The sequence below is a fragment of the Streptomyces sp. NBC_01306 genome, assembly GCF_026340465.1.
Lineage (GTDB): Bacteria > Actinomycetota > Actinomycetes > Streptomycetales > Streptomycetaceae > Streptomyces.
The window spans coordinates 5736263-5761964 of record NZ_JAPEPC010000001.1 but is presented as its reverse complement, the minus strand read 5'-3'; the positions used below and the strand labels follow the sequence as shown (position 1 = coordinate 5761964).

General features: G+C 70.4%; 19 protein-coding genes. 8 read left to right on the top strand and 11 right to left on the bottom strand.

What is annotated here, in order from left to right:
* Window positions 1–8 precede the first annotated feature (8 nt).
* From OG385_RS25390 to OG385_RS25375, 4 genes are all read right to left on the bottom strand, one after another.
* Complete coding sequence (locus tag OG385_RS25390) at window positions 9–701, bottom strand: hypothetical protein (protein WP_266857959.1); 693 nt, start codon at window positions 699–701, stop codon at window positions 9–11.
* Window positions 702–735: 34 nt separating this feature from the next.
* Entirely contained in the window at window positions 736–1521 is a 786-nt protein-coding gene (locus OG385_RS25385) for an ABC transporter permease (RefSeq protein WP_266861156.1), read from the bottom strand.
* A 92-nt stretch (window positions 1522–1613) separates the two neighbouring features.
* Window positions 1614–2585 carry an ABC transporter ATP-binding protein gene (locus OG385_RS25380; protein WP_266861155.1) on the bottom strand — a complete coding sequence of 324 codons (972 nt, stop codon included), beginning with the start codon at window positions 2583–2585 and terminating at the stop codon, window positions 1614–1616.
* 99 nt (window positions 2586–2684) lie between these two features.
* Window positions 2685–3950 carry an NYN domain-containing protein gene (locus OG385_RS25375; RefSeq protein ID WP_266857957.1) on the bottom strand — a complete coding sequence of 422 codons (1266 nt, stop codon included), beginning with the start codon at window positions 3948–3950 and terminating at the stop codon, window positions 2685–2687.
* 238 nt (window positions 3951–4188) lie between these two features.
* Here OG385_RS25375 and OG385_RS25370 point away from each other — a divergent pair, with 238 nt between their 5' ends.
* The gene (locus tag OG385_RS25370) at window positions 4189–4377 is read left to right on the top strand and encodes a hypothetical protein (RefSeq protein WP_266857955.1); all 189 of its coding nucleotides are present in this window, start codon (window positions 4189–4191) and stop codon (window positions 4375–4377) included.
* 57 nt (window positions 4378–4434) lie between these two features.
* Here OG385_RS25370 and dnaE read toward each other — a convergent pair whose 3' ends face one another.
* Window positions 4435–7971, bottom strand: coding sequence for a DNA polymerase III subunit alpha (gene dnaE / locus OG385_RS25365; RefSeq protein ID WP_266857953.1), 3537 nt, complete (start codon window positions 7969–7971; stop codon window positions 4435–4437).
* Between the two features lie 144 nt (window positions 7972–8115).
* Here dnaE and OG385_RS25360 point away from each other — a divergent pair, with 144 nt between their 5' ends.
* Genes OG385_RS25360 through OG385_RS25350 form a run of 3 tightly spaced genes read left to right on the top strand, consistent with a single transcriptional unit; the run spans window position 8116 to window position 11038 of the window.
* A complete protein-coding gene (locus OG385_RS25360) occupies window positions 8116–9441 on the top strand; it encodes a DUF2252 domain-containing protein (protein WP_266861153.1) in 1326 nt (441 codons plus the stop codon).
* Window positions 9442–9494: 53 nt separating this feature from the next.
* On the top strand, window positions 9495–10178 hold the full coding sequence (locus OG385_RS25355) for a hypothetical protein (protein WP_266857951.1): 684 nt from the start codon (window positions 9495–9497) through the stop codon (window positions 10176–10178).
* A gap of 50 nt (window positions 10179–10228) precedes the next feature.
* A complete protein-coding gene (locus OG385_RS25350) occupies window positions 10229–11038 on the top strand; it encodes a thioredoxin domain-containing protein (protein WP_266857949.1) in 810 nt (269 codons plus the stop codon).
* 34 nt (window positions 11039–11072) lie between these two features.
* Here the strand turns inward: OG385_RS25350 and OG385_RS25345 are convergent, their stop codons facing one another.
* The gene (locus OG385_RS25345) at window positions 11073–11642 is read right to left on the bottom strand and encodes a dienelactone hydrolase family protein (protein ID WP_266857947.1); all 570 of its coding nucleotides are present in this window, start codon (window positions 11640–11642) and stop codon (window positions 11073–11075) included.
* A 30-nt stretch (window positions 11643–11672) separates the two neighbouring features.
* Here OG385_RS25345 and OG385_RS25340 point away from each other — a divergent pair, with 30 nt between their 5' ends.
* Window positions 11673–12773: a mechanosensitive ion channel family protein gene (locus OG385_RS25340; RefSeq protein WP_266861152.1), complete on the top strand. Its 1101-nt coding sequence runs from the start codon at window positions 11673–11675 to the stop codon at window positions 12771–12773.
* A 38-nt stretch (window positions 12774–12811) separates the two neighbouring features.
* Here the strand turns inward: OG385_RS25340 and OG385_RS25335 are convergent, their stop codons facing one another.
* Window positions 12812–14398, bottom strand: coding sequence for a Na+/H+ antiporter (locus OG385_RS25335; RefSeq protein ID WP_266857945.1), 1587 nt, complete (start codon window positions 14396–14398; stop codon window positions 12812–12814).
* Between the two features lie 259 nt (window positions 14399–14657).
* Here OG385_RS25335 and OG385_RS25330 point away from each other — a divergent pair, with 259 nt between their 5' ends.
* Window positions 14658–16448: a hypothetical protein gene (locus OG385_RS25330; protein ID WP_266857943.1), complete on the top strand. Its 1791-nt coding sequence runs from the start codon at window positions 14658–14660 to the stop codon at window positions 16446–16448.
* A gap of 75 nt (window positions 16449–16523) precedes the next feature.
* Entirely contained in the window at window positions 16524–18836 is a 2313-nt protein-coding gene (locus tag OG385_RS25325) for a hypothetical protein (protein WP_323183849.1), read from the top strand.
* A gap of 43 nt (window positions 18837–18879) precedes the next feature.
* Here OG385_RS25325 and OG385_RS25320 read toward each other — a convergent pair whose 3' ends face one another.
* From OG385_RS25320 to OG385_RS25305, 4 genes are all read right to left on the bottom strand, one after another.
* Window positions 18880–19392: a GNAT family N-acetyltransferase gene (locus tag OG385_RS25320; protein WP_266857941.1), complete on the bottom strand. Its 513-nt coding sequence runs from the start codon at window positions 19390–19392 to the stop codon at window positions 18880–18882.
* A complete protein-coding gene (locus OG385_RS25315; RefSeq protein ID WP_266857939.1) occupies window positions 19389–20336 on the bottom strand; it encodes an RluA family pseudouridine synthase in 948 nt (315 codons plus the stop codon). Before OG385_RS25315 ends, OG385_RS25320 begins: the two co-directional genes overlap by 4 nt.
* 38 nt (window positions 20337–20374) lie before the next feature.
* Window positions 20375–21055, bottom strand: coding sequence for a signal peptidase II (gene lspA, locus OG385_RS25310; protein ID WP_266857937.1), 681 nt, complete (start codon window positions 21053–21055; stop codon window positions 20375–20377).
* Between the two features lie 62 nt (window positions 21056–21117).
* Window positions 21118–21966 (bottom strand): TraR/DksA family transcriptional regulator, encoded by an 849-nt coding sequence (locus OG385_RS25305; RefSeq protein WP_266857935.1) that lies wholly within the window; start codon window positions 21964–21966, stop codon window positions 21118–21120.
* Window positions 21967–22521: 555 nt separating this feature from the next.
* Here OG385_RS25305 and ileS point away from each other — a divergent pair.
* Window positions 22522–25665 (top strand): isoleucine--tRNA ligase, encoded by a 3144-nt coding sequence (ileS, locus tag OG385_RS25300; protein ID WP_266857933.1) that lies wholly within the window; start codon window positions 22522–22524, stop codon window positions 25663–25665.
* Window positions 25666–25702 lie beyond the last annotated feature (37 nt).

Genomic DNA, 25702 nt, shown 5'->3' with positions numbered 1-25702 from the left:
CCGCGGCACTAACGCCTTTCGCCCGGCTCCGGAGCGGGGTCCTCGTACGACAGCGGAGGCAGCGTGGCGGGCGGGGACGGCGGGGTCCACTCCGGCTCGGGGTCCCGCGGTCCGAACACCGCGGTCACCCCCAGGTGCACGATCATCGCCGCCACCGGCCACGCGAGCAGTGCGCCCTTCGCGGCCAGTTTCAGCGGTGCGTCGAAGGTGACGCCCTTGCCCGCGTGCTTCGCGGCCGCGACCACGTCCTGCGACGGGCCGAGCCAGATCCCGACGCGCCAGGCGAGCAGCGAGCCGAGCAGGCCGCCGACGGCGAGGGCGATGACCAGCGGCACCCCGCCGCGCCTGCGGAAGAGGAAGACGGCGGCCGCGCTCACCACGCCGAACGCCAGGCCGAGCAGCGCGAACGTGCCGTCCCCGCCGATCGCCTGCTCACCCTCCGAGTCCTTGAGGTAGACGGCCTTGCCGTCGGAGATCAGCGGAACGCGCGGCGCGAGCCACATCCACAGCAGGCCGAGCAGCACGCCCAGGACCGCCAGCACGACCGCCACGACGGCGGCCTGCACCAGCTCGGCCCGCAGTCCCGGGCCGTCGTCGTCACCTGCCTGCTCCGGACCCGGCCAGGGGGTGGCTCCCGAAGGACCCTTCTGCCAGGGGTCGTCGTTCGGGGGCTGGTGCGGAGGTGTCAGTGGCGCGGTCACTCTGCCATCGTGCCAGGCTGCCCTGTGTGCCGCCTCACCGGACCGCCGCCCGCCGGTAGGCCCAGGTGGCCACGGCCAGCGAGACCACTCCGACCGCGGCGCACACAGCGAGGTCGGCGCCGACCGCCGGCCAGTCCGGGTGGTCGCCGAAGGTACGGGCCAGCGCCTCCACCCCGTAGGTGGACGGCAGCAGGTCGCGGGCGTACGCGATCGGCCCCGGCAGCCGGTCTGCCGGGAGCACGCCGAGGAGCAGCGCGGCGGACATCCCGAGCTGCCCGAGCAGGGTGGCGAGTTCCTGGCGCGGCGCGAGCAGTCCGAGCGCGGCGCCAAGCCCGGCGAGCGCCGCCCCGGCGAGCGGGACGACGGCGGCGAGCACCCACAGATGCGCCAGCGGCAGCTGGAAGAGCACGGACCCTGCGACGGCGGTGACGACCGTGCCGGGCACCGTGAAGGAGGCGTACGCCCCGGCGGTCCCCAGCACCACGGACGCGGGCGGCACCGGCAGGGTGGCGTAGTGGTCGAGTCCACCGCTGGCACGCAGCTGACCGAAGTACTGCGCGAGCAGATTGAGCGCGACGAACGCCACGACCAGGACGGTCGAGCCCGCCACCACGGCGCGGGCCTCGTCGCCGCCGTCGACGACCCCGCGCATCAGGATCATGATCCCGACGGACTGGAACGTCGCCACGAAGAGCAGCGGGATGCGCGCCACCCGGGCCCGTGACAGCTGGGCCCGGTAGACCGCGGCGAGCGCCGGCAGCAGCCGGGCGCGCGGCGCGAGCGGCTCGGCCCCGGTGGCCGCGCCGGCGGCACCGGGCAGGCCGCCCCGGGCGCCGGAGCCGCCAGGGGGGAGGGTCTCGCCGCGCGGCGGGATCTCCGGATTCGGCTGGGACTGCGCGGAGACCACTGCGGTCACGCCTTCACCAGCCCCTTCGTACGGCCGCCCAGCGCCATGTACACGTCCTCCAGGCTCGGTGTGGACAGCGTGAAGTCGTCGAGTGCGCTGAAGGCGGGCCCGCCGGTCACCGTGGCGACGGCGGCCCGTGCCTCGTCGGGTGCCAGCCGCAGCACCCAGCGGCGCCCGGACTCCTGCGCGGACTCGCGGAGCGCTGCGACCTCCGGGATGTCCAGCGGCGCCCGTTCCCGCCAGACCAGCTCGACCCGGACCTCGCCCGCGACCTGGGCCTTCAGCCCGGCCGGGGTGTCGCAGGCGATCACCCGGCCGCGTTCGATGACGGCGACCCGGTCCAGCACGGTCTCGGCCTCGATGACGTTGTGGGTGACCAGCAGGACGGTCACGCCGCGCTCGGCCCGCCGCCGGTCGACCGCGGCCCACACGGCGCGCCGTGCGACGGGGTCCATCCCGGTGGTGGGCTCGTCCAGGACGAGCAGCGAGCGGTCCCCGACGAGCGTGGCGGCGAAACAGGCGAGCCGCCGCTGGCCGCCGGAGAGCTTCTTGAGCGGCCGCCCGGCGAGCTCGGTGATCCCCAGTTCCTCCAGTACGGCGTCCCGTTCCCGGCGCGCGTCCGGCACGGAGAGACCGCGCAGCCGGCCGGTGGTCTCCGCCGCGAGGGCGACGGTCAGTTCGTCGAGCGCGGTGGACTCCTGGCCCAGATAGCCGAGCAGCCGCGCGGCGCGTTCGGGATGGCGTACGAGATCGTGGCCGAGCACTTCGACGTGGCCGGAATCGGGCCGCATCAGCCCGGTGAGCTGGCGTACGAGGGTGGACTTGCCCGCGCCGTTGGGTCCGAGCAGCCCGAAGATCTCGCCGCGGCGCACGGTCAGGGAGATCCCGTCGGTGGCCCGCACCTCGGGCGTGGCGGGAGCCCCCCGTCTGCCGCGCGCGGCCGGGTACGTCTTCACCAGCTCGCGCACCACGCACACATTGCCCGTACTCACGAGGGACGAGCCTACGGGGTTGGGCAGCCCGGAAGGGCGCCGGGGCCGGTCGCGCCCGCTCCCGGTGACGGCCGTCGGCACACGTCAGCGCCCGGTCTGCTCCCCCGCGGGCGCGTGCTCCGCGGCCCGTACGTCGATCTCCCGCCAGAACCCGGCCCTGATCGCGTACCGGTCGTGCTCGTCGATCTGGTCGTCCTTGTGGGCGAGCAGCCCGAACCGGGCCGCGTACCGCAGCAGCTCACCGTCGATCCGGTGCGGGATCCGCGGGTACATCGCCGACAGCTTCTGCACATGGCCGGGGTCCGGCAGCCGCTCCATCCACCGCCTGGCGAAGACCTGCCCCACCTCGAAGGGGTCACCGCCGACCGTGGTGATGTCCTCCTCGCGGTCCGCCCACCGCTGCTCCGCCGTGGTGACCTGGGCGAGCGTCGGCAGGGACGCGGTCTCCGCCGGTTCACCGGCCTGGCCGCCGGGGCGCTCGATCCAGCCGCGCTCGGACGACCAGCGCAGCGTCGCGTTCGCCGGGTGCTGGGCGGCGGGCTGCGCTCCGGGGCCGCGCAGGCCCGCGAGGTCCTTGGGGGTGGGGACACCTCCCCTGGCCGCCGCCGCGTGCGCCCGTTCCTCGTCGGTGGGCTGCTCGGTGGCCGGGCCCGCCGTCGCGACGTTGTGCACGGCGGCGGCCTGCGCCGCCCGCTCGGCCGACGCGGCGAGCGCCGACTCCGGGAGCGGGGCGGAGAGGATCGCGGCGATCTCCGGGCGGGGCGCGGACGCCGGTGCGCAGGCCCCGCCGGTCTCCTTGGCCCGTACGGCCTTGGTGATCCAGGTCCGGTCCAGCACCCGGCGCTCATCGGCCTCGGCCACCAGGTCCTCGGACTGGTTGTAGTCCCCGTCGGCCGCCTGCACCGCCCACAGGTGCACGGCCACGCCGTGCTCCTTCGCGGACATCAGGCCGGGCAGCAGATCTCCGTCGCCGGTGACCAGCACGATGTCCGAACAGGCGCGATTTCTGGCCAGTTCGGTGAGTTCCGCGTGCATGGCGGCGTCGACGCCCTTCTGCGCCCAGCGGCCGTCGCTCCTCGTCAGTGCGCCCAGCCGGACGGTCACCCGCGGCATCACCCGCAGCCTGCGGTGTTCGGGCTGCGGCACCCGGTCGGGGGCGCCGTCGAACCAGTAGATCCGCAGCAGCGGCTGCTCCGTGTCGTCCTCGGCTCGCTCGCGCAGGCCCTGGATGAGCGCCGCGTGGTCGACAGTGATGCGGGAGCGGGCAGGTTCTCCCGCGAGAAGACTCGCGGCGGCTCCCAGCAGGTATCCGGCGTCCACCAGGACGACGCAGCGGTCCACGCGATCCACCCTCTTTCGGGTACCTCGGGAGAAGGGGAAGTACTTCGGGTTTCCTTCGAGTCTGCCCGACCGTACGAGGGTTAACGGCCGGAACTCGATCATCGGCGTGGCGTAGCGCGAAGTTGGTCCGAAGTAACGCGGGACAAGCCCTCATTACGCACGGTAATGATCCAAAATGCGGCAGTCTGTGCGATATGTGAATCTGGTCGCGGCCCTGGCCCCTAGTCCCCCTCAAGGAGGCATCACCATGGCCAAGCACAAGAACCGCCATAAGCACGGCAGTCAGCAGGACCGCTCGTCCGCCGCCGAACGCAGCGGCGAGGACGCCCGGTCCAGCTCGTTCGAGTCGCAGAATGAGTCCCAGCCGCAGTCGATGCCGCAGGGCAGCCCGTCAGATGTCGCACGTAAGCACCAGAAGCGCTTCGGCCACAACTGATCTTCGCCGTAATGATGTTCGAGGGGCGCGCCGTGCACGGCGCGCCCCTCAAGCGGCTCAGCCCGCCAGGCAGGCCGCGCCCAGCAGCACCTTCAGATCGCCGAAGAGTGCCGGGTCGGGCTGCACCCGGTGCCGGTCGAGCCGGAGCACCGTGGTCTTGCGGGAGCCCTGAAGCTTGATCCGCACCTCGGAGTTGCCCCGGTGGTGGGAGAGGATCTCACCGAGCCTGCTGACCATCGGCGGGGTGACCTTCACGGTGGGGATGGTGATCGTCACCGGGGCGTTGGTCCCGGCGGACGACAGGTCGGGGACCTGCATCTCCATCGCGACGAGGCGCGGGATGTCCTCGCGCTTGTCGAGCCGGCCCTTGACGAACACCACGGTGTCCTCGACCAGCTGGGTCGACACCAGCTGGTAAGTGGCCGGGAAGAACATGCACTCGATGGTGCCCGCGAGGTCCTCGACGGTGGCGATGGCCCAGGCGTTGCCCTGCTTGGTCATCTTGCGCTGGAGGCCGGAGATGATGCCGCCGATGGTGACGACCGCGCCGTCCGAGTGCTCCCCACCGGTCAGCTGGGCGATGGCGGCGTCGCTCTTGTCCGAGAGCACGTGTTCAAGCCCGAAGAGCGGGTGGTCGGAGACGTAGAGACCGAGCATCTCCCGCTCCTGCGCGAGCAGATACGACTTCTCCCACTCGATGTCGGAGAACTCCACGTCGAGCCCGAAGCCCGGCTCGGAGCTGTCCTCCTCGCCGCCGCCGAAGAGGTCGAACTGCCCCTCGGCCTCCTTGCGCTTGACCGCGACCACGTTGTCGATCATCGGCTCGAAGTGCGCGGTGAGGCCCTTGCGGGTGTGTCCCATCTCGTCGAAGGCACCCGCCTTGATGAGCGATTCGGTGGTGCGCTTGTTGCAGGCCACGGCCTCGACCTTGTCGAGGTAGTCGGGGAAGGAGCTGTACTTCCCCTTGGCCTTGCGGGAGCGGATGATCGACTCCACCACGTTCGTACCGACGTTGCGCACCGCGGAGAGGCCGAAGAGGATCACGTCGTCGCCCTGGGCGGCGAAGTTGGACTCGGACTCGTTCACATTGGGCGGCAGCACCTTGATGCCCATGCGGCGGCACTCGTTGAGGTAGATCGCCGACTTGTCCTTGTCGTCGCGCACCGAGGTGAGCAGCGCCGCCATGTACTCGGCCGGGTAGTTGGCCTTGAGGTAGGCGGTCCAGTAGGTGACCAGGCCGTACGCGGAGGAGTGCGCCTTGTTGAACGCGTATCCGGCGAACGGCACCAGGACGTCCCAGAGTGCCTTGATCGCCGCGTCCGAGAAGCCCTCCTTCTTGGCCCCGGCCTCGAAGAGCACGAAGTTCTTGGCCAGTTCGTCGGCCTTCTTCTTGCCCATCACACGGCGCAGGATGTCGGCCTCGCCGAGCGAGTAACCGGCGACGATCTGGGCGGCCTTCTGCACCTGCTCCTGGTACACGATCAGGCCGTAGGTGAGGCCGAGGACCTCCTTGAGGGGCTCCTCCAGCTCCGGGTGGATCGGGGTGATCTCCTGGCGGTTGTTCTTGCGCTCCGCGTAGTTCGTGTGCGAGTTCATGCCCATCGGGCCCGGCCGGTACAGGGCCGAGACGGCGGAAATGTCCTCGAAGTTGTCGGGCTGCATCTGGCGCAGCAGGGAGCGCATCGGGCCGCCGTCGAACTGGAAGACGCCGAGCGTGTCACCGCGGCAGAGCAGTTCGAAGGTCTTGGGGTCGTCCAGCGGGAGGGACAGCATCTCCAGGTCGATGCCCTTGTTGGCCTTCACCATCTTGACGGCGTCGTCCATGATCGTCAGGTTGCGCAGGCCCAGGAAGTCCATCTTCAGCAGGCCGAGCGACTCGCACTGCGGGTAGTCCCACTGCGTGATGGTGACGTTGTCCGTGTGCCTGACCCAGACCGGGGCGTGGTCGACGATGGGCTCGCTGGACATGATCACGCCGGCCGCGTGCACACCCATCTGCCGGACCAGGCCCTCGACGCCGGTGGCGGTGTCGATGACCTTCTTGACGTCCGGTTCGTTCTCGTACATCCCCCGGATCTCGCCCGCCTCGCTGTACCGCGGGTGCTTGGGGTCGGTGATACCGCTGAGGTCGATCCCCTTGCCCAGGACGTCGGCGGGCATCGCCTTGGTGAGGCGGTCACCCATCGCGTACGGATAGCCGAGCACGCGCGCGGAGTCCTTGATCGCGTTCTTGGCCTTGATCTTTCCGTACGTGCCGATCATGGCGACCTTGTCGGCGCCGTACTTCTCCGTCACGTACCGGATCACCTCGACGCGCCTGCGCTCGTCGAAGTCGATGTCGACATCGGGCATCGAGACACGCTCGGGGTTGAGGAACCGCTCGAAGATCAGCCCGTGCGTGATCGGGTCGAGGTCGGTGATCCCCATCGCGTACGAGACGATCGAGCCGGCCGCCGAACCACGCCCGGGGCCGACCGCGATGCCGTTGTTCTTCGCCCACATGATGAAGTCGGCCACCACCAGGAAGTACCCCGGGAACCCCATCTGGATGATGATGTCCATCTCGTACGCCGCCTGCTTCTGGCGGTCCTCGGGGACACCCCCCGGATACCGGCGCTCCATGCCGACCCGGACCTCTTCCTGGAACCAGGTGATCTCGGTGTAGCCGTCCGGGATGTCGAACTTCGGCATCAGGTCGCGCTTCTCGAACATGCCCGAGGTGTCGATCTGCTCCGCGACCAGCAGGGTGTTGGCGCACCCCTGCTGCCAGGCGTCCGAGGAGTCGATGGCGTACATCTCGTCGGTCGTCTTGAGGTAGTAGCCGGTGCCGTCGAAGCGGAAGCGGTCCGGGTCCGAGAGGTTCTTGCCGGTCTGGATGCAGAGCAGGGCGTCGTGCGCGCTCGCCTCGTGCGCGTAGGTGTAGTGCGAGTCGTTCGTCACCAGCGGCGGGATGCCGAGCTTCTGGCCGATCTCCACCAGGCCGTCGCGGACCCGGCGTTCGATCTCGATGCCGTGGTCCATCAGCTCCAGGAAGTACCGGCCCTCACCGAAGATGTCCTTGTAGTCGGAGGCCGCCTGCATCGCCTCGTCGAACTGCCCCAGCCGCAACCGGGTCTGCACCTCACCCGACGGACAGCCGGTCGAGGCGATCAGGCCCTCGGACCACTGGGAGATCGTCTCCTTGTCCATCCGCGGCCACTTCTGCAGCCAGCCCTCGGCGTACGCGTCCGACGACAGCTTGAACAGGTTGTGCAGACCCGTACTGTTCGCCGCCCAGATCGTCTTATGCGTATAACCACCCGAACCGGACACGTCGTCGCGCTTCTGATGCGGCTGGCCCCACTTGACCTTCCGCTTGTTCCGCCGCGACTCCGGAGCGACATACGCCTCGATACCGATGATCGGCGTCACACCCGCCTTCTTCGCCGAATGGAAGAAGTCGTACGCCCCGTGCAGGTTCCCGTGGTCGGACATCGCGATATGCGACATGCCCATCTCATTGCAGGCGTTGAACATGTCCTTGAGCCGCGCGGCACCGTCCAGCATCGAGTACTGCGTGTGGACGTGAAGGTGCGTGAAAGGCGGCTTGGTCACGGGGGTGCCTCCTGGGACGAGTGGGGGAACAGCGACGAAGTCTACGTCGGCCCACCGACAGTCGCGGGGCACTCCCGGGTGGCTCCGTGCGTTGAGCCCGTTGGAACAGCTGTCCCTTATGTGATGCACCTGGAGGCACCCGCGATGTCGGTCCCGCAGCCCAGCTCCGAGGAGCGCGGCGAGCAGATTCTCGCCGTTTTCGGCACCGCGTTCGGCGAGCTCCTGGCCGCCGATCCGGCTGCTTTCCGGGTCAAGTTCCGGAAGATGGCGGCCTCGGCCTTCGCCTTCTACCGGGGCGCGGCCTGCCTCTTCTACGAGGACCTGGGCGGGAGCGCGGAGGGCGGACCGTATCTGGACGAGCGGACCGGCCGGGTCTGGGTGCACGGCGATCTGCACGCGGAGAACTTCGGCACCTACCTGGACGCCAACGGCCGGCTGATCTTCAATGTGAACGACTTCGACGAGGCCTATGTGGGCCCCTTCACCTGGGACGTCCAGCGCTTCGCGGCCTCGCTGGCGCTGCTCGGCCACGCCAAGGCGCTCAGCGACGACCAGATCACCGGTCTGGTGGAGACCTATGCGGCCGCCTACCGCGAGCGGATCCGGGTCCTGGCGTCCGGCGCCCGGGACGACGACGTGCCTCCGTTCACGCTGGACACCGCCGAGGGGCCGCTGCTCGGCGTGCTGCGCGCGGCCAGGTCGCGCACCAGATTCGCGCTCCTCGGCTCCATGACGGAGATCCGCGACCACGAGCGGCGCTTCACCACCGACAGCAGCACGGTGGAGCTCGACGCGGCGTCGCGGTACAAGATCCTCGCCGCCTTCGACGGCTATCTGGAGACGCTGCCGGAGGAGAGCCTGGGCCGCCCCGACTCGTACCGGGTGAAGGACGTCGTGGGCCGCAAGGGCATCGGGATCGGCTCGGCCGGGCTGCCCTCGTACAACATTCTCCTGGAGGGCCACAGCGACGCCCTGGAGAACGACGTGATCATCTACATGAAGCAGAGCCAGACCCCGGCGGTCTCCCGGCACATCACTGACCCGGCGGTCCGCGGGTACTTCCAGCACGAGGGCCATCGCACGGTGATCTCGCAGCGCGCCCTGCAGGCGCACGCCGACCCGTGGCTCGGCTGGACCGAGCTGGACGGCGCCGGGCAGCTGGTGGCCGAGGTCTCGCCGTACGCGGTGGATCTCGACTGGTCGGACCTGGACGACCCCGAGGAGATCGCGGCGGTCGTCGCCGACCTCGGCCGGGCCACGGCCACCATGCACGCGGCGGCGGACGACGAGAGCGGCCACTCGCTGGTGCCGTTCTCGACGGAGCGCGCCATCGACGCGGCCATCGCGGCCGACGAGGACGGCTTCGCCAAGATGCTGGTGGACTTCGCGCACGCGTACGGGGCGCAGACCCGGCGTGACCACGCGATTTTCGTGGAATTGTTCCGCAATGGCCGGATCCCCGGTCTCTAGACTCAGGAACCTTTAAGGGTCTCTTACCTGCGCCCATGGCACACTCGGGGCCGATGGACATATCAGGGACACAGCTCAGAGCGGTTCGCGCGGCGCTTTTCACAGCGCTGGTCGTGACCCTCTCCACTGCGTCCCATGTGCTCCTCTCACAGGTCCCGCTGCCGCCGGTCACGGTGGCGGCGCTCGCCGCCGCCGTCTTCACCGTGGCCTTCGCGCTGGCCGGCCGCGAGCGCGGTTTCGGGGCGATAGCGGGCGTCCTCATTCCGCTCGAACTCGCCGCCGACACCGTCTTCACCACCGGCCAGCATGTCTGTTACGGCCCGTCGGGCGGCCCCGTCGCGGGCGCCCTGCGCTCGGTCGGGGTGGATGTGCTCTGCGGCGGCCAGGTCGGCACCCCGCTGGCCGCCGTGACCGGCCCCGGCAAGGACGCGGTGGCGCTGCTCGACTCGCAGGCTCCGGCGCTGCCCTGGCTGCTGCTCGGCGCTCATGTCGCGGTCGGGCTGCTGGCCGCGCTCTGGCTGCGGCGCGGCGAGAGCGCGCTGGCCTCGGTGGCCCGCTCGGTCGGCGCCCTCGCCTTCCGGCCGCTGCTCGTCGCGGTGGCCGTCGTCGGAGCGGCCCGCACCGCCGTGCGGGACGGGGCACTCCCCGCGCACCGCCCGCGCACCTCGCGCACCCTGCTCCTCGTGCACTCCGTGGGACTGCGCGGACCTCCGTACCCGGCTCCCGTCCTGAGCTGAGTACGCAGTTCCGCCCTGCCCCGACCACGTACCACACGGAGAACCCCACCATGAGTGCACGCAACAACCAGACCAACAAAGCAGCGGCCCGCGAGCGGCTGCGCGCCGAGCGCGAGCGCCAGGCGAAGAAGGACAAGACCCGTCGGCAGCTCTTCGTCGGCGGTTCCATCATCGTCGTCCTCGCGATCGCCGCGGGCGTCGGTTACGGCGTCATGCAGCTGAACAAGCCCTCCGGCTGGGAGGCGGCGAAGAGCGCCAAGGTCGTCGCGCCGAAGAACACCACGGGCACGGACGGCACCACGGTCGTCGTCGGCAAGGCGTCGGCCAAGAAGACGCTCCAGATGTACGAGGACCCGCGCTGCCCGATCTGCGCGACGTTCGACCAGACGGTCGGCGCGACGGTGCAGAAGGACCTCGACGCGGGCAAGTTCAAGATCCAGTACATCGGTGCCACGTTCATCGACAACAACGGCGGCGAGGGCTCGAAGAACGGTCTGAGCGCTCTGGGCGCCGCGCTCAATGTGAGCCCCACCGCGTTCGAGCACTACAAGACCGCGATGTACTCCGCGAAGTGGCACCCCGATGAGACCACGGACACGTTCAAGGACGACTCGTATCTCATCAAGATCGCGCAGACCGTGCCGGAACTGAAGGACAACAAGGCCTTCCAGAAGGCCGTCACCGACGGCACCTATGACGCGTGGGCGATGAAGATGTCCGCGAAGTTCGACAAGAGCGGTGTCACGGGGACGCCCACCCTCAAGATGGACGGCAAGAAGCTGACCACCCCGGGCAGTGACAACGCCCCCATGAGCGTCGCGAACTTCAACACCGCGCTGGACAAGGCCCTCAAGGCCTGATCCGGCCCGATCCGGCCTGATCCAGCGGAAGACCCTAGAGCGTTTCGAGGAAGCCGAGTGCGACCCGCCAGGTCCGCTCGGCCGCCTCGGCGTCGTAGTCGGGCAGCTCGGGGTCGGTGTAGAGGTGGCCCGCGCCCGCGTAGTGGTGCACCTCCACATCGGCCCCGATCCGCTGCATCCGCAGATACCAGGCGTTCAGCCAGTCGTGCGGCTCGAACGGGTCGGGGTCGGCGACATGCAGCTGTACGGGCAGCTCGTCCACCGACGCGTCGTCGGCGATGTCCGACGTCCCGTGCAGAAGCAGCAGTCCGCGGGCCTTCTCGTCCGCGATGGCAAGATTCTGCGCGAGGGAGCCGCCGAGCGAGAACCCGGCGTAGACCAGGCCCTCGTCCGAGTGGGGAGCGGCGGCCGTCACGGCGCGCTTCAGCAGCTCTTCGGAGCCGAGCTCCTCCTTGAAGGCCATGCCTTCCTCGACGGTCCCGAAAGTCTTACCGTCGAAAAGATCGGGCACCAACACCTGATGACCGGCCGCACGCAGCCGGTCGGCCGCCGCACGGACGGCAGGCCGCAAACCGTACGTCGAATGGAAAAGGATGATGTTCACGTGGCCATGGTGCCAGCTTCGGCCGGAAGCATGGAGACCGTACTGCGTCCCCTGATCGTCATCGGCGGCTCGGTGCTGCTGACGCTCGCGGTGGGCTGGCTGGTCGACCGCGCGCTCAAGCGAACCGACGAGCGCCACCACGAGACCCCCCTCTGGGGCCTGCTGCGGCGCTGCCGGGTACCGCTGCAGTCGGTCCTGATCACCGGGCTGCTGCGCGGCAGTTACCAGCAGGTGCGGTTCAAGCCGGTGCAGCACCACTCCACCGGGATCGGGCAGTTCCTCACCCTGGTCCTGATCGGCTTCACGGCCTGGCTGGCCCTGCGGATCGCCACGGCGATCGTCGACTCCTCGTACGCCCGTTACGCGGCGACCACCCACGACCAGGCCAGGCTCCGCCGGGTCCGTACCCAGGTCACGCTCATCCAGCGGGTGGTGACGGCGATCGTCGGGACGGTGGCCGCATCGGCGATGCTGCTGACCTTCCCCACGATGCGTACCGCGGGCACCTCGCTGCTGGCCTCCGCCGGGCTCCTCGGCATCGTCGCCGGTGTCGCCGCCCAGTCCACTCTGGGCAACCTGTTCGCCGGGCTGCAGATCGCCTTCGGCGACATGGTCCGCATCGGGGACACGGTGGTCGTGGACGGCGAGTGGGGCACCGTCGAGGAGATCACGCTGACCTTCCTCGCGGTGCGCACCTGGGACGAGCGCCGGATCACCATGCCGGTGTCGTACTTCACCAGCAAGCCCTTCGAGAACTGGTCGCGCGGCGGTGCCCAGATGTCCGGCACCGTCTTCTTCCAGCTCGACCACTCGACGCCGGTCCCGCAGATGCGCGAGAAGCTGCGGGAGATCCTGAGCGAGATCCCGTCGTGGGACGGCAGGAACTGGTCGCTCGCCGTCACGGACACCACTCCGAGCACCATCCAGGTGCGGGCCGTGGTCACCGCGAAGGACTCGGACGACATCTGGACCGTGCGGTGTGCCGTACGGGAGCAGCTGATCGCCTGGCTGCGTGACGAGCACCCGTACGCCCTGCCCAAGGTCGCGACCGCACCGGCCGAGCTGGCGAAGAACCACTGGGGACCGGATCTGTTCAAGCACGACCCCGCTCCCAGGACCGGCCGGGGCTGACCAGGAGCTGACGGCCGGGGCCGCCGCAGTGACGCGCGTTACCGCAGGCTGCGCACGTCCAGGTGGCGCAGCACCCGGTCGACGATCTCCGGGTCGGCGCCGGGTTCGTTGCGCGCGGAGAGCACTTCGTGACGGGCCGCCGACATCATCTCCCGCTGGATCCGCTGGGTGGTCCTGACCCGCTCGGCCCGCTTCAGATACGCGGCGTGCCGCTCCTCGTCGACCATCCCGGGGCTGATCCTGACGCCGATCTCGAAGGCGCCGCGGGCCAGCCGTTCCATGACCTCCTCGGGCAGCTCCTCGACGTCCTGGATCTCCTTGAGCCGGTGTCTGGCGGCCTTGGCCGCCCGTACCGCCAGGCTCCGTTCGAGTTCGCGCTCGGCGCCGGCGTCCGAGCGGACGCCCAGTTTCTTCACCAGCCAGGGCAGGGTCAGCCCCTGGAAGACCAGGGTGACCATGACCACGGCGAAGGCGATGAAGATGATCTCGCTGCGCGCCGGGAAGGGGCTGCCGTCGTCCTTGGTCATCGGGATGGCGAGGGCCAGCGCGACCGAGGCGACCCCGCGCATCCCGGCCCACCACATGACGATGGTCTCGCGCCAGCTGGTGGGGATGTCCTCGTCGTAGTCCCGCAGGGTGTGCAGTCTCTTCGCGAGCCAGGTGGCGGGCAGCAGCCACACCAGGCGCAGTGCGACGACGACTCCCACGGCTGCCGCGCCCCAGCCGATCATCTCGGCCAGATGCCCGTTCGCGGTGCCGAACACCACATGCAGTTCGAGCCCGATGAGACCGAAGGTCACCCCGGTGACGAGGGTGTCGACGATCTCCCAGAAGGCGTTGCCCTCCAGCCGGCCGCGTACGTCGTCGGCGTCGGCGGTGTGTTCGGCGAGGAACAGCGCGGAGGTGAGCACCGCCAGCACGCCCGACCCCATCAACTCCTCGGCCAGCACATAGCTGAGGAAGGGCACCAGCAGGGTCAGACCGATCTGCAGGGTGGTGTCGCCCAGCAGCCCCATCAGCTTGTTGGTGAGCCAGCCGAGGGCGAGTCCCACCACCAGGGCCACCACGGCGGAGAGCACCAACTGGCCCGCCGCGACCGGCCAGGAGAAGGTTCCGGTGACGGCGGCGGCGATCGCCACGTGGTAGAGCACGATCGCTGTCACGTCGTTGAACAGCCCTTCGCCCTCCAGGATCGAGACGAGCCGGCGGGGCAGCCCGAGCGCGCCGGCGACGGCGGTCGCCGCCACCGGGTCGGGCGGCGCCACCAGCGCGCCCAGCGCGACGGCCGCGGCGATCGGCAGGCCCGGCACCATCGCGCTCGCGACCGCGGCCACCGCGGCCGTCGTCACGAAGACCAGCGCGACGGCGAGCAGCAGGATCGGCCGGAAGTTGGCCGTGAACTGCCGCCAGGAGGTGCGCTGTACGGCCGCGTACAGCAGCGGCGGCAGCACCAGCGGAAGGATGAAGCCCGAGGGGATGTCGACATTCGGCACGAAGGGCAGCAGGGCGAGGCAGATCCCGAGGAGCGTCATCAGGACCGGGGCGGGCAGCCCGAGCCGCTCACCGATCGGTACGGAGACCACCGCCCCGATCAACAGCAGGAGCAGCAGTGCCAATTGGTCCACGGGTTGCCCTCCGGGGCTGTCGGAATCTCCGTCGGCATCGCTGCCGAAACCTTGACGGTCAGTGGCTCAAGCGTGCCATGCAATACGTGCGTATCAGCCCAATAGCCCCGCCTGCTCCGCCTCCGCCTTGGCCGCACTCCATCTTTCATCCGATGTCTATGGTGCGCGAGGTCTTCCCGTCCGGTTGAGGCGCGGGCACTATGCAGGGTGCATGGATTCAGGGACGAGAACTGTCGACACATACCTGACTGGAGCTCATATGCCCTCCGCGCATCAACCGCCGTCCAGGAGAGCAGTCCTGGGCGCCGCGGCGACCGGTGCGGGCGCGCTGCTCGCCCTCGGCGCCGCCCCGCACGCGTACGCCTCCACCGCACCGGCCCGGCCGCCCGCCCACTCCCCCGGCAGGCGGCTGCCCTTCCTCATGGACATGGTCCAGGCGAACCCGGGCGAGCCGATGACCGAGTCCCGCTACAACGACCCGCGCACCCTTGCCTCGTACGGATATGACGGCCAGGTCATCAACGAGTTCCGCCCGCCGCACACCGGAGTCACCTTCGACACCGTCGACGATCGGATCTTTCCGGCGGGGTCCGAGGCGCGTGCCTGGGTCGAGGAGAACGCCAGGGGCATCGACGAGCACATCCGGCGCGCGCACGCCGCGGGCATCGACTCGTACTTCTTCACCGACATCATCGTGCTGCCGAAACGGCTGGTCGAGCTGTACGGCGACGAGGTCCTGGACGACCAGGGCCGGATCAGCCTGCACCGCCCGCGCACCCTGGAGATCCACCGGCTGATGCTCCGTGAGGTCTTCGCCCGCTTCCCCGGCATCGACGGTCTGGTCATCCGGACCGGTGAGACCTATCTGCAGAACGTGCCGTACCACACGGGCAACAACCCGATCACCGAAGGGAAGGACAGCCACCACCTGCTGATCGGTCTGCTGCGCGACGAGGTGTGCGTCCGCGCGGGGAAGCGGCTCTTCTACCGCACCTGGTCCACCGGCGGCGACCCGCTCACCAACGACCCGGCGTTCTACCGCACCGTCACCGACGCGATCGAGCCGCACCGGAACCTGCTGTTCTCGGTGAAGCACACGGCGGTCGACTTCTGGCGGACCGTCGCCTTCAACCCGACCCTGGGCATCGGGAACCACCGGCAGATCGCCGAAGTGGAGTGCGCCCGCGAGTACGAGGCGAAGGGCGCCTGCCCGGACTACATCGGTGACGGCGTCATCAACGGCTTCGAGGAGTACGCCGGTCTGCCCGGCCCGCAGGGTCTCGCGGATCTCGCGGGCAACCCGCTGTTCGCCGGGGTGTGGACCTGGTCGCGCGGCGGTGGCTGGCGCGGCCCGTACATCACCAACGAGCTCTGGTGCGACCTGAACATGTGGGTGGTGGCCCGCTGGACCCGTGACACCGGGCTCGGCGAGGCGGGCGCCTTCCGCGCGTACGCCCACCGCGCCGGGCTGTCCGGCAGCGCCGTCGACAGCTTCCACCGGCTGGCGCTGCTCTCCGCGGCCGGCACCCTGCGCGGCCACTACAGCGCGCTCACCCAGGTCAAGCGGCTGACCTGGACCCGCGACCAGTACCTCGGCGGCTCCGACAAGGACCTCACCGACGACTACCGGGCGATCGTCGCGGCGGGCAGCGTCGAGCGGATCCTGGCGGAGAAGGCGCAGGCGGCCCGGATCTGGCAGGAGATCAGCGCGCTCTCCGGGCGGCTTCCGCTGCGCGACCGGGCCGACCGCGCATTCCTGCGCGTCTCGTCCCGCTACGGCCTGCATCTGTACTCGGTCATCCACCACGGCTGGCAGGTGATGCTGCGTGCCTACGCGGGCGAGCGGAGCCACCTGATGGCCGCCCATCTGCGGGCGTACGACAGCGCCTGGGCCTCCTGGCAGCGGCTCGCCGACCGCGAGCCGTCCTGCGCCACGCTCTACCAGCCGCTGGGCTTCGGCCAGAAGGACGCGAACGGGGTGTACGGCGCCGACCCCGACCACGGCATGGGCCCGTCCGTCGACGCCTGCCGGAAACTGCTCGCCTCATGAGGCGCGTCACCACGCGCCGCGCCCCGCTCGGGGGCGCCCCGGACCGCACCCCCGTACCGAACAGGAGCCTCCACCGTGCATGAGCTCTCCCGCAGACACTTCGCCGGTACGGCGGCGGGCGCGACCGCCGCCCTCTGGCTGGCCGGGTCCCGCACCGCCTGGGCGGCCCCGGCCGACGGCCGGCCCGGGTCGCACGGCCCCGACGTGTACGAACGGACGGTCCGCGCCGCCGCCATGAAGTGGCGTCGGCTGCCCACCGGCTGGCAGGACGCCCCGTTCCTCGCCAACGGTTACCTCGGCGCACAGCTCTACCGGGGCGCGTCCGCGAACACGCTGAAGCTGATGATCAGCCACACCCAGGTGCAGGACCAGCGCGGCCAGTGGCGCGGCGGCACCGGCTACTCCCGGCTGCCCGTCGGGTACTTCACGCTCACCCTGGCCGGGGAGATCACCGCGGTCGACTGGACGCTCGATCCGTACGACGCGGAGCTGCGCGGCACGCTCACCACCACCCGCGGCTCCCTGGCCTTCTCCGCGCTCGTCCAGAACGACTCGGGCGCGCTGCTGGTCTCGACCCGGCCGAGCGCGGGCGAGGAGTCCGCCGCCTGGGCCTTCCAGTGGCTCCAGGCCGCCAGTACCCGGCTCATCGACAAGCCGGCCGACTACACGCCCAATCCGGACCCGCGGGTCGGCGCCGGCTTCGTCGAACAGCCGCTGCTGGCGGGCGGCGGCTGGACGACGGCCTGGCGGGAGCAGCGCGAGGGGACGGGGCGGCTGCTGGCCGCGCAACTGGTCTACCGCTTCCCCGGCGATGTGCGGCAGGCGACCGCGGACGCCGTGGCGGCGGTGGACCGCGCGCTGGCCACCGGCCCCGACCGGCTGGTCGCCCGGCACCGCGAGTGGTGGCACGCCTACTACCGGCGCAGCTTCCTCTCCGTACCGGACAAGCGGCTCCAGGCGTTCTACGTCCTCCAGCTCTACAAGATGGCCTCGACCACCCGCGCCCAGGGCCCGACCCTGTCCGAGTGGGGGCCCTGGTACCCGGAGGTCGGCAACAGCTGGACGGCGGTGTGGTGGAACCTCAACGTCCAGATCGGGATGCCCGCGGTCAACGGCACCAACCACCCCGAACTGGACTCGGTGACCCGGGCGTTCCGCCGTTTCGAGAAGAACCTGCCGACGTCCGTTCCTGCCGCCTACCGCGACGGCCACAACTACGCGCTCGGCCACCCGTCCGACTGGCAGCTGCGGGCGGGCGACACGTACGACGTCGGGGTCCCCGGCTCCGACCACATCTCCGACAACTTCGGCAATCTCACCTGGGCGCTGCACAACGTCTGGCTCTCGTACCGGCACTCGATGGACCTCGCCACCCTGCGTGACGTGGTGTATCCGATCCTCGCGAAAGCCATCAACTTCTACGCCAACTTCCTGCACGAGGGCGGCGACGGCAAGCTGCACCTGCTGACCACCCGCTCCCCCGAGTACGCCAACGCGGCGGACTGCACCTACGACCTCTCACTGATCCGCTGGGGCGCCCGTACGCTCATCGACTCGGCCCGGCTGCTGCGCGTCGACGACCCCCGCGCCCGGCAGTGGCGGGACATCTCGGCGCGGCTCACCCCGTACGCCGAGGACCCGGCGGACGGGGTGATGATCGGCAAGGACGTGCCGCTGGCGGACTCGCACCGCCACCACTCCCATCTGCTCTGGCTCTATCCGCTGCGCGAGCGGAAGTGGGACAGGCAGGGCGACCGGGATGTGATGCGGCGCTCGCTGGCCCACTGGACGAGCATGCAGAGCGCCTGGCACGGCTACAGCTACGCCACCTCGTCGTCCATGTACTCGGTGATGGGCGAGCCGGAGAAGGCGCTGGACCAGCTGACCTTCTTCACCGACGGGAACACCGTCGCCGACTGTCGGATGACGCCCAACACGATGTACCGCGAGGGCAAGAACCTCGCACTCGAATCCCCCCTGGCCGCGGTCCAGTCGATGCTGGACATGGCGGTGCAGGGCGACGGCGGGGTGCTGAAGGTGTTCCCCTCGGTGTCGGAGCGGTGGGCGGACGCGTCGATCGCCTCCCTGCGCACCGAGGGCGCCTTCCTGGTGGACGCGGACCGTGCGGGCGGCGCCACCCGCTGGATACGGATCCGGAGCGAGGCCGGCGAACCGCTCACGCTCGACCACGGGATCTCCGGCGCGGTCGACGTACGGGACGAGCACGGTCGTCCGCTGTCCTGGCACGGCACGGGCCCCGGCCGGATCGCGGTGCGGCTGCCGCGCGGCGCGACGGCCGTGGTCACCCCGCGCGGCGCCCACGCGTCCCGGGGGCCCAGGGACGTACCGGCGAACGGGCCGGCCGAGCCGTGGGGGCTGCCGTCCTGACCGGGCTGCACCTCGCCCGGCGCTGACTTGCCCGCAGTCCGCCTTACTTGCTGTCCGCGCCGGTGCGATGCGCGGCGCTGTCCCCGACGGTGCGGCGCATCGCCCGGTGCGGGATGCCCGCATCCGGGAACTCGGGTCCGTACGCCACGTACCCCAGCCGCTCGTAGAAACCCAGCGCATGGGTCTGCGCGTGCAGATCCACCGCGGTCAGCCCGCGCTCACGGGCCGCGTCCTCGATCGCCCGGACCAGCGCGACACCCACGCCCCTGCCCCGCGCGGCAGCGGCGACGGCGAGCCGGCCGAGCGAGCCGACGCCCGGCTCGTCCACCCCGCGCCCGGGTCCGGCGGCGGGCAGCAGCAGCCGCCCGGTCCCCAGCGGCCCGTCCGCGCCGGCGGCCAGCACATGCACGGTGGCCGCGCCGAGGGCGTCGTACGCGTCGTACTCCAGCTCGGGCGGCACGCCCTGCTCGGTCACGAAGACGTCCCTGCGGACGGCGAAGCAGGCGTCGAGACCGGCCTTGTCGGCCACCACCCGCACCTCGTACCCGCTGGTCACCGCTGCTCGCTCTCCGCCCGGATCGCCTCCAGCGCGTGGCGCAGGTCCTCCGGGTACTCGCTCCGGAACTGGACCCACTGCCCGTCCGACGGGTGCTCGAAGCCCAGGCTCATCGCGTGCAGCCACTGCCGCGTCAGACCGAGCCGCTTCGCCATGGTCGGGTCGGCGCCGTAGGTGATGTCGCCCACACAGGGGTGGCGGTGGGCGGACATGTGCACCCGGATCTGGTGCGTACGCCCGGTCTCCAGCTTGATGTCGAGCAGCGAGGCCGCCCGGAACGCCTCGATCAGGTCGTAGTGCGTGACGGACGGCTTGCCCTCGGCCGTCACGGCCCACTTGTAGTCGTGGTTGGGGTGGCGCCCGATGGGGGCGTCGATCGTCCCGCTCATCGGGTCGGGGTGGCCCTGCACCAGCGCGTGGTAGCGCTTGTCGACCGTGCGCTCCCGGAACTGCTGCTTGAGCAGGGTGTACGCGCGCTCCGACTTGGCCACCACCATCAGCCCGGACGTCCCCACGTCCAGCCGGTGCACGATGCCCTGGCGCTCGGCCGCGCCCGAAGTGGAGATGCGGTACCCGGCTGCGGCGAGGCCGCCGATGACGGTGGTGCCGGTCCAGCCGGGGCTGGGGTGGGCGGCGACACCGACGGGCTTGAGGATCACCACGATGTCGTCGTCGTCATGGACGATCTCCATGCCCTCGACGGGCTCGGCGACGATCTGCACGGGAGCGGCGGCCGCGGGCATCTCGACCTCCAGCCAGGCGCCGCCCCGGACCCGCTCGGACTTCCCGACCACTGACCCGTCGACCTGGACCTTTCCCGAGGCGGCGAGGTCGGCCGCCTTGGTGCGGGAAAACCCGAACATGCGGGAGATGGCGGCGTCGACGCGCTCGCCCTCCAGGCCATCGGGAACGGGCAGGGTGCGGATCTCGGGAACGGTACTCACCCGTCGAGTATGCCTTGCCCGGAGGACCCGCCGGTCCGTCAGTCCTTGTGGACGGTCCCGTCGGGGTCGAGGCCCTTGAACGACAGCAGCACGATCAGGATGCCGCCGCAGACGATCGCGGAGTCGGCGAGGTTGAACACCGCGAAGTGCGCGGGCCTGATGAAGTCGACGACCTCGCCCTGGAAGACGCCGGGCGAGCGGAAGATCCGGTCGGTCAGATTGCCCAGCGCGCCACCGAGCAGCAGACCGAGCGCGACCGCCCAGGGCGCGCTGTAGAGCTTCCTGGCCAGCCGGACGATGACCACGATCACGGACGCCGCGACAATGGTGAAGATCACGGTGTACGCCGACCCGAGCCCGAAGGCGGCGCCCGCGTTCCGGATCGCGTCGAACTGCAGCAGATCACCGATCACCTTGACGGGGGCGTGGTGCTCCAGCTTGGCCACCACGATCGTCTTGCTCACCAGGTCGAGCAGATAGGCGAGGACGGCCACGACGAAGAGCACCGTGAGCCTGCGCTTGCCCCGGGGCCGCTCGTCGGGGCTCTCCCCGTCGGCGGCCGGTTCGTCCACGGCCGGCCCGTCGGCGGCCGCTCCGTCCGCGGAATGCGCCCCGGGGGCGGCCACCGCGGAGGTCTCCTCCTCGGGCGGCTGCTCCGGTGCGTCCCCTGCCGACTCGGGAATGTCCGGCGTACCGATGATGCGCTCCGCCTCTGCCACGTGATTCCCTCGCCCTAGTACCTGACTGAGGACGAGGGTACGACACACCGCCCCCGAAGCTCTCAGGACCTGCGTTCCTGTTTCTGCTTGCACTCGACGCAGAGGGTGGCGCGCGGGAATGCCTGCATGCGCGCCTTGCCGATCGGCTTGCCGCAGTTCTCGCAGAGCCCGTACGTCCCGGCGTCGAGCCGCTCCAGCGCCCGCTCGGTCTGCTCCAGCATCTCGCGGGCGTTGGCCGCGAGTGCCAGCTCGCTCTCCCGGGTGATGTTCTTGGTGCCGGTGTCGGCCTGGTCATCACCCGCGCCCTCGCCGGAGTCCCGCATCAGACCGGCGAGAGCCGTCTCCGCCGCCGCGATCTCGGCTCCCAGCCGCAGGTCCTCGCTCTGCAGCTCGGCCCGGGCGTCGGCGACCTCCTCCGGGGTCCAGGGGTCCTCGCCGGGCCGTACGGGCAGCTCCCCCGGGGCCACGGGCGCGGCGACCCGGGCCTTGGGCACGGCGGAGGGGGCGGGCTTGCCGGCCGCCGCGCTCCCGCCGGCGCTCTTCTTCGCAACCACCGTCTTGGCTCCCGTCTGTTCCGCGGCCTCGGCCGCCCCCTGCGCCGCGGTCGCGGCCGTGCTGTCCGGCGCCGGGTGGCCCGGTGACGTACTGGACGCGGCCTTCTTCGCGGCCGTCTTCTTGGCAGCCGCCTTCTTGGCTGCGGTCTTCTTCGCGGGCGCCTTCTTGGCGGGCGCCCTCTTGGCTGCGGTCTTCTTGGCTGCTGCCTTCTTCGCCGCCGCGGCCTTCTTCGCGGTGGGTTTCCCGGCGACGGTCCCGTCCGCGGCGGCTCCGTGCTCGCCTGCCGCGTCCCCGGCCGTCGCCCCAGTGGATTCTGCGGACGCCGATCTCGATCCGGCGGTCTTCTTCGCCACCATGGCCGCGGCCCCTTCACATTTTGTGATCTTGCTCGCGAGTCTGCTGGGACGATAAATCGACACCAGTCCCGCGGCAACGGGGCACGCCGCCGGTTCAGCCCTCCTCACGTCCTGGACAAGCCGAGCCTGCAAGCGTTGTGCCCAGCTCCCCGCCCGGTAATCCGCCAACCGGGAGTCCCGGTATCCCGCGGGGCCACGTGTGGCCATTCGGGTCAGCCCGGCGGCCGCGAGCGCCCGCGGGAAAACCGGTCGGAACCCGTCCATGCGGGCCCGTACACTGGCCCCAGCGGAAGGCATGGACGGGACGAGTAGCGGCGCAAGCGGCCACGAGCGATCCGGGGACGGTGTGAGCCCGGAGGCAGGCACGGCGTGAAGATCACCCCTGAGCCGTCGGAAGAAAGCCCGTGAGCCAGTGGACGGGGCGAGTAGAACCGGCACCGCGACCCCAATGAGGGGGCCACGGCACGACAGCCGGGGCCAAGGAGGGTGGTACCGCGGGAGCGACTGGGCTCTCGTCCCTCCGACGGAGAGAGAAACGTCCGTTGGAGGAGTTCGATGACACCGCCCCTGTACCGCCAGGTGCCCGCCCAGGTCGACCTGCCCGCCCTTGAGCACGCCGTGCTCGACTTCTGGCAGGAGGCACAGGTCTTCTCGAAGAGTCTGGAGCAGTCCGAAGGACGCCCCGAGTGGGTGTTCTACGAAGGACCGCCGACCGCCAACGGCATGCCGGGCGCGCACCACATCGAGGCCCGTGTCTTCAAGGACGTCTTCCCGCGCTTCCGCACGATGCGGGGCTACCACGTGCCGCGCAAGGCGGGCTGGGACTGCCACGGTCTGCCCGTCGAGCTGGCGGTCGAGAAGGAACTCGGCTTCACCGGCAAGCAGGACATCGAGGCGTACGGGATCGCCGCCTTCAACGACAAGTGCCGCGCCTCGGTCACCCGGCACACCGACGCCTTCGCCGACCTGACCACCCGGATGGGCTACTGGGTCGACCTGGACAACGCGTACCGGACGATGGACCCGTCCTACGTCGAGAGCGTCTGGTGGTCGCTGAAGGAGATCTTCAACAAGGACCTGCTGGTCCAGGACCACCGCGTCGCCCCCTGGTGCCCGCGGTGCGGCACCGGCCTCTCGGACCACGAGCTGGCCCAGGGGTACGAGACGGTCGTCGACCCCTCCGTCTTCGTGCGCTTCCCGCTCACCTCCGGGCCCCTCGCGGGCGAGGCCGCCCTGCTGGTCTGGACGACCACTCCCTGGACGCTGGTCTCCAACACGGCTGTCGCCGCGCACCCCGGCGTCAGCTATGTCGTCGCGACCGACGGCACGGAGAAGCTGGTGGTCGCCGAGCCGCTGCTCGAAAAGGCGCTCGGCGAGGGCTGGGAGACCACGGGCGAGCGTTTCACCGGCGCCGAGATGGAGCGCTGGACCTACCAGCGCCCGTTCACGCTGGTCGACTTCCCGGCCGAGGCGCACTACGTCGTCAACGCCGAGTACGTCACGACCGAGGACGGCACCGGACTCGTCCACCAGTCCCCCGCCTTCGGTGAGGACGACCTCAAGGTCTGCCGTTCGTACGGCCTGCCGGTCGTCAACCCGGTCCGCCCCGACGGCACGTTCGAGGAGGGCGTCCCGCTCGTCGGCGGTGTCTTCTTCAAGAAGGCCGACGAGACACTGGTAGCCGACCTCCAGGCACGCGGCGCGCTCTTCCGGCACGTCCCGTACGAGCACAGCTACCCGCACTGCTGGCGCTGCCACACCGCGCTCCTCTACTACGCGCAGCCGTCCTGGTACATCAGGACCACCGCGGTCAAGGACGCGATGCTCCGGGAGAACGAGAAGACCAACTGGTTCCCGGACTCGGTCAAGCAGGGCCGCTTCGGCGACTGGCTGAACAACAACGTCGACTGGGCGCTCTCCCGCAACCGTTACTGGGGCACCCCGCTGCCGATCTGGCGCTGCGAGGACGACCACCTCACCGTCATCGGATCGCGCGCCGAACTGACCGACCTGACCGGCACCGACCAGTCGGAGCTCGACCCGCACCGCCCGTACATCGACGAGGTCACCTTCCCGTGCCCGCAGTGCGAGAAGACCGCGACCCGGGTCCCGGAGGTCATCGACGCCTGGTACGACTCGGGTTCGATGCCGTTCGCGCAGTACGGCTACCCGTACCGGAACAAGGAACTCTTCGAGCGCCGCTACCCGGCGCAGTTCATCTCCGAGGCCATCGACCAGACACGCGGGTGGTTCTACACACTCATGGCGGTCGGCACGCTGGTCTTCGACAAGTCGAGTTACGAGAACGTCGTCTGCCTGGGCCACATCCTCGCCGAGGACGGCAGGAAGATGTCCAAGCACCTGGGCAACACCCTCGACCCGATCCCGCTGATGGACCGGCACGGGGCGGACGCGGTGCGCTGGTTCATGGCGGCCGGCGGCTCCCCGTGGGCGGCCCGCCGCGTCGGCCACGGCACGATCCAGGAGGTGGTCCGCAAGACCCTCCTCACGTACTGGAACACGGTGGCCTTCCAGGCGCTGTACGCCCGTACGTCCGGCTGGGCCCCCTCGGCCTCCGACCCGGCACCCGGCGACCGCACGGTCCTGGACCGCTGGCTGCTCAGCGAGCTCAACGCGCTGGTGGACCAGGTGACCAAGTCGCTGGACGCGTACGACACCCAGCGGGCCGGCAAGCTCCTGTCCGCCTTCGTCGACGACCTGTCGAACTGGTACGTGCGCCGCTCGCGCCGGCGCTTCTGGCAGGGCGACGCTGCGGCGCTGCGCACGCTGCACGAGGTGATCGAGACGGTCACCGGGCTGATGGCGCCGCTCACCCCGTTCATCACCGAGCGGGTCTGGCAGGACATGATCACCCCGGTCACCCCGGACGCCCCGGAGTCGGTGCACCTCTCCAGCTGGCCGAAGGCCGACCTGGCGGCGATCGACCCGCAGCTCTCGCAGCAGATGGCGCTGGTGCGGCGCCTGGTGGAGCTGGGCCGTGCGACGCGCGCCGAGTCGGGCGTCAAGACCCGCCAGCCGCTCTCCCGCGCGCTGGTCGCGGCGGCAGGGTTCGAGTCACTGACGCCCGAGCTCCGCGCCCAGATCACCGAGGAGCTGAACGTCTCGTCCCTGGCCTCGCTCTCCGAGGTCGGCGGCTCGCTGGTGGACACCACGGCCAAGGCCAACTTCCGCGCGCTGGGCAAGCGTTTCGGCAAGGGCGTCCAGGCGGTGGCCAAGGCGGTGGCCGAGGCCGACGCGGCAGCGCTCTCGCTCGCGCTGCGCGGGGGCACGGCATCGGTGACGGTGGAAGGTGAGACCGTCACGCTCTCCCCCGACGAGGTGATCATCACCGAAACCCCGCGCGAGGGCTGGTCGGTGGCGTCCGACTCGGGCGCGACGGTGGCCCTGGACCTGGAGATCACCCCGGAACTGCGCAGGGCCGGGCTGGCGCGCGACGCGATCCGCCTGATCCAGGAGGCCCGCAAGAACAGCGGCCTGGACGTCGCGGACCGCATCGCGGTCCGCTGGTCGAGCACCGCCCCGGAGACCAGGGACGCCCTGACCGAACACGCGGGCCTGATCGCGGACGAGGTGCTGGCCCTGGACTACGCGGAGGGCGAGGGCGAAGCACCCTACGGCGCCCCGTTCACGGACGAGGGCCTCGCACTGACGTTCCGCCTCCACAGGACAGAGGCGTAACACCCGCACCACCCCCGATGGGGCCGGCCGGAACTTC

Excerpts from the sequence above, each read along its gene's own strand:
- OG385_RS25350 (WP_266857949.1), top strand. The coding sequence starts at position 10,229 with ATGAGTGCACGCAACAACCAGACCAACAAAGCAGCGGCCCGCGAGCGG.
- ileS (WP_266857933.1), top strand. The coding sequence starts at position 22,522 with ATGACACCGCCCCTGTACCGCCAGGTGCCCGCCCAGGTCGACCTGCCC.
- OG385_RS25360 (WP_266861153.1), top strand. The coding sequence starts at position 8,116 with ATGTCGGTCCCGCAGCCCAGCTCCGAGGAGCGCGGCGAGCAGATTCTC.
- OG385_RS25355 (WP_266857951.1), top strand. The coding sequence starts at position 9,495 with ATGGACATATCAGGGACACAGCTCAGAGCGGTTCGCGCGGCGCTTTTC.
- OG385_RS25305 (WP_266857935.1), bottom strand. The coding sequence starts at position 21,966 with ATGGTGGCGAAGAAGACCGCCGGATCGAGATCGGCGTCCGCAGAATCC.
- OG385_RS25330 (WP_266857943.1), top strand. The coding sequence starts at position 14,658 with ATGCCCTCCGCGCATCAACCGCCGTCCAGGAGAGCAGTCCTGGGCGCC.
- OG385_RS25340 (WP_266861152.1), top strand. The coding sequence starts at position 11,673 with ATGGAGACCGTACTGCGTCCCCTGATCGTCATCGGCGGCTCGGTGCTG.
- OG385_RS25370 (WP_266857955.1), top strand. The coding sequence starts at position 4,189 with ATGGCCAAGCACAAGAACCGCCATAAGCACGGCAGTCAGCAGGACCGC.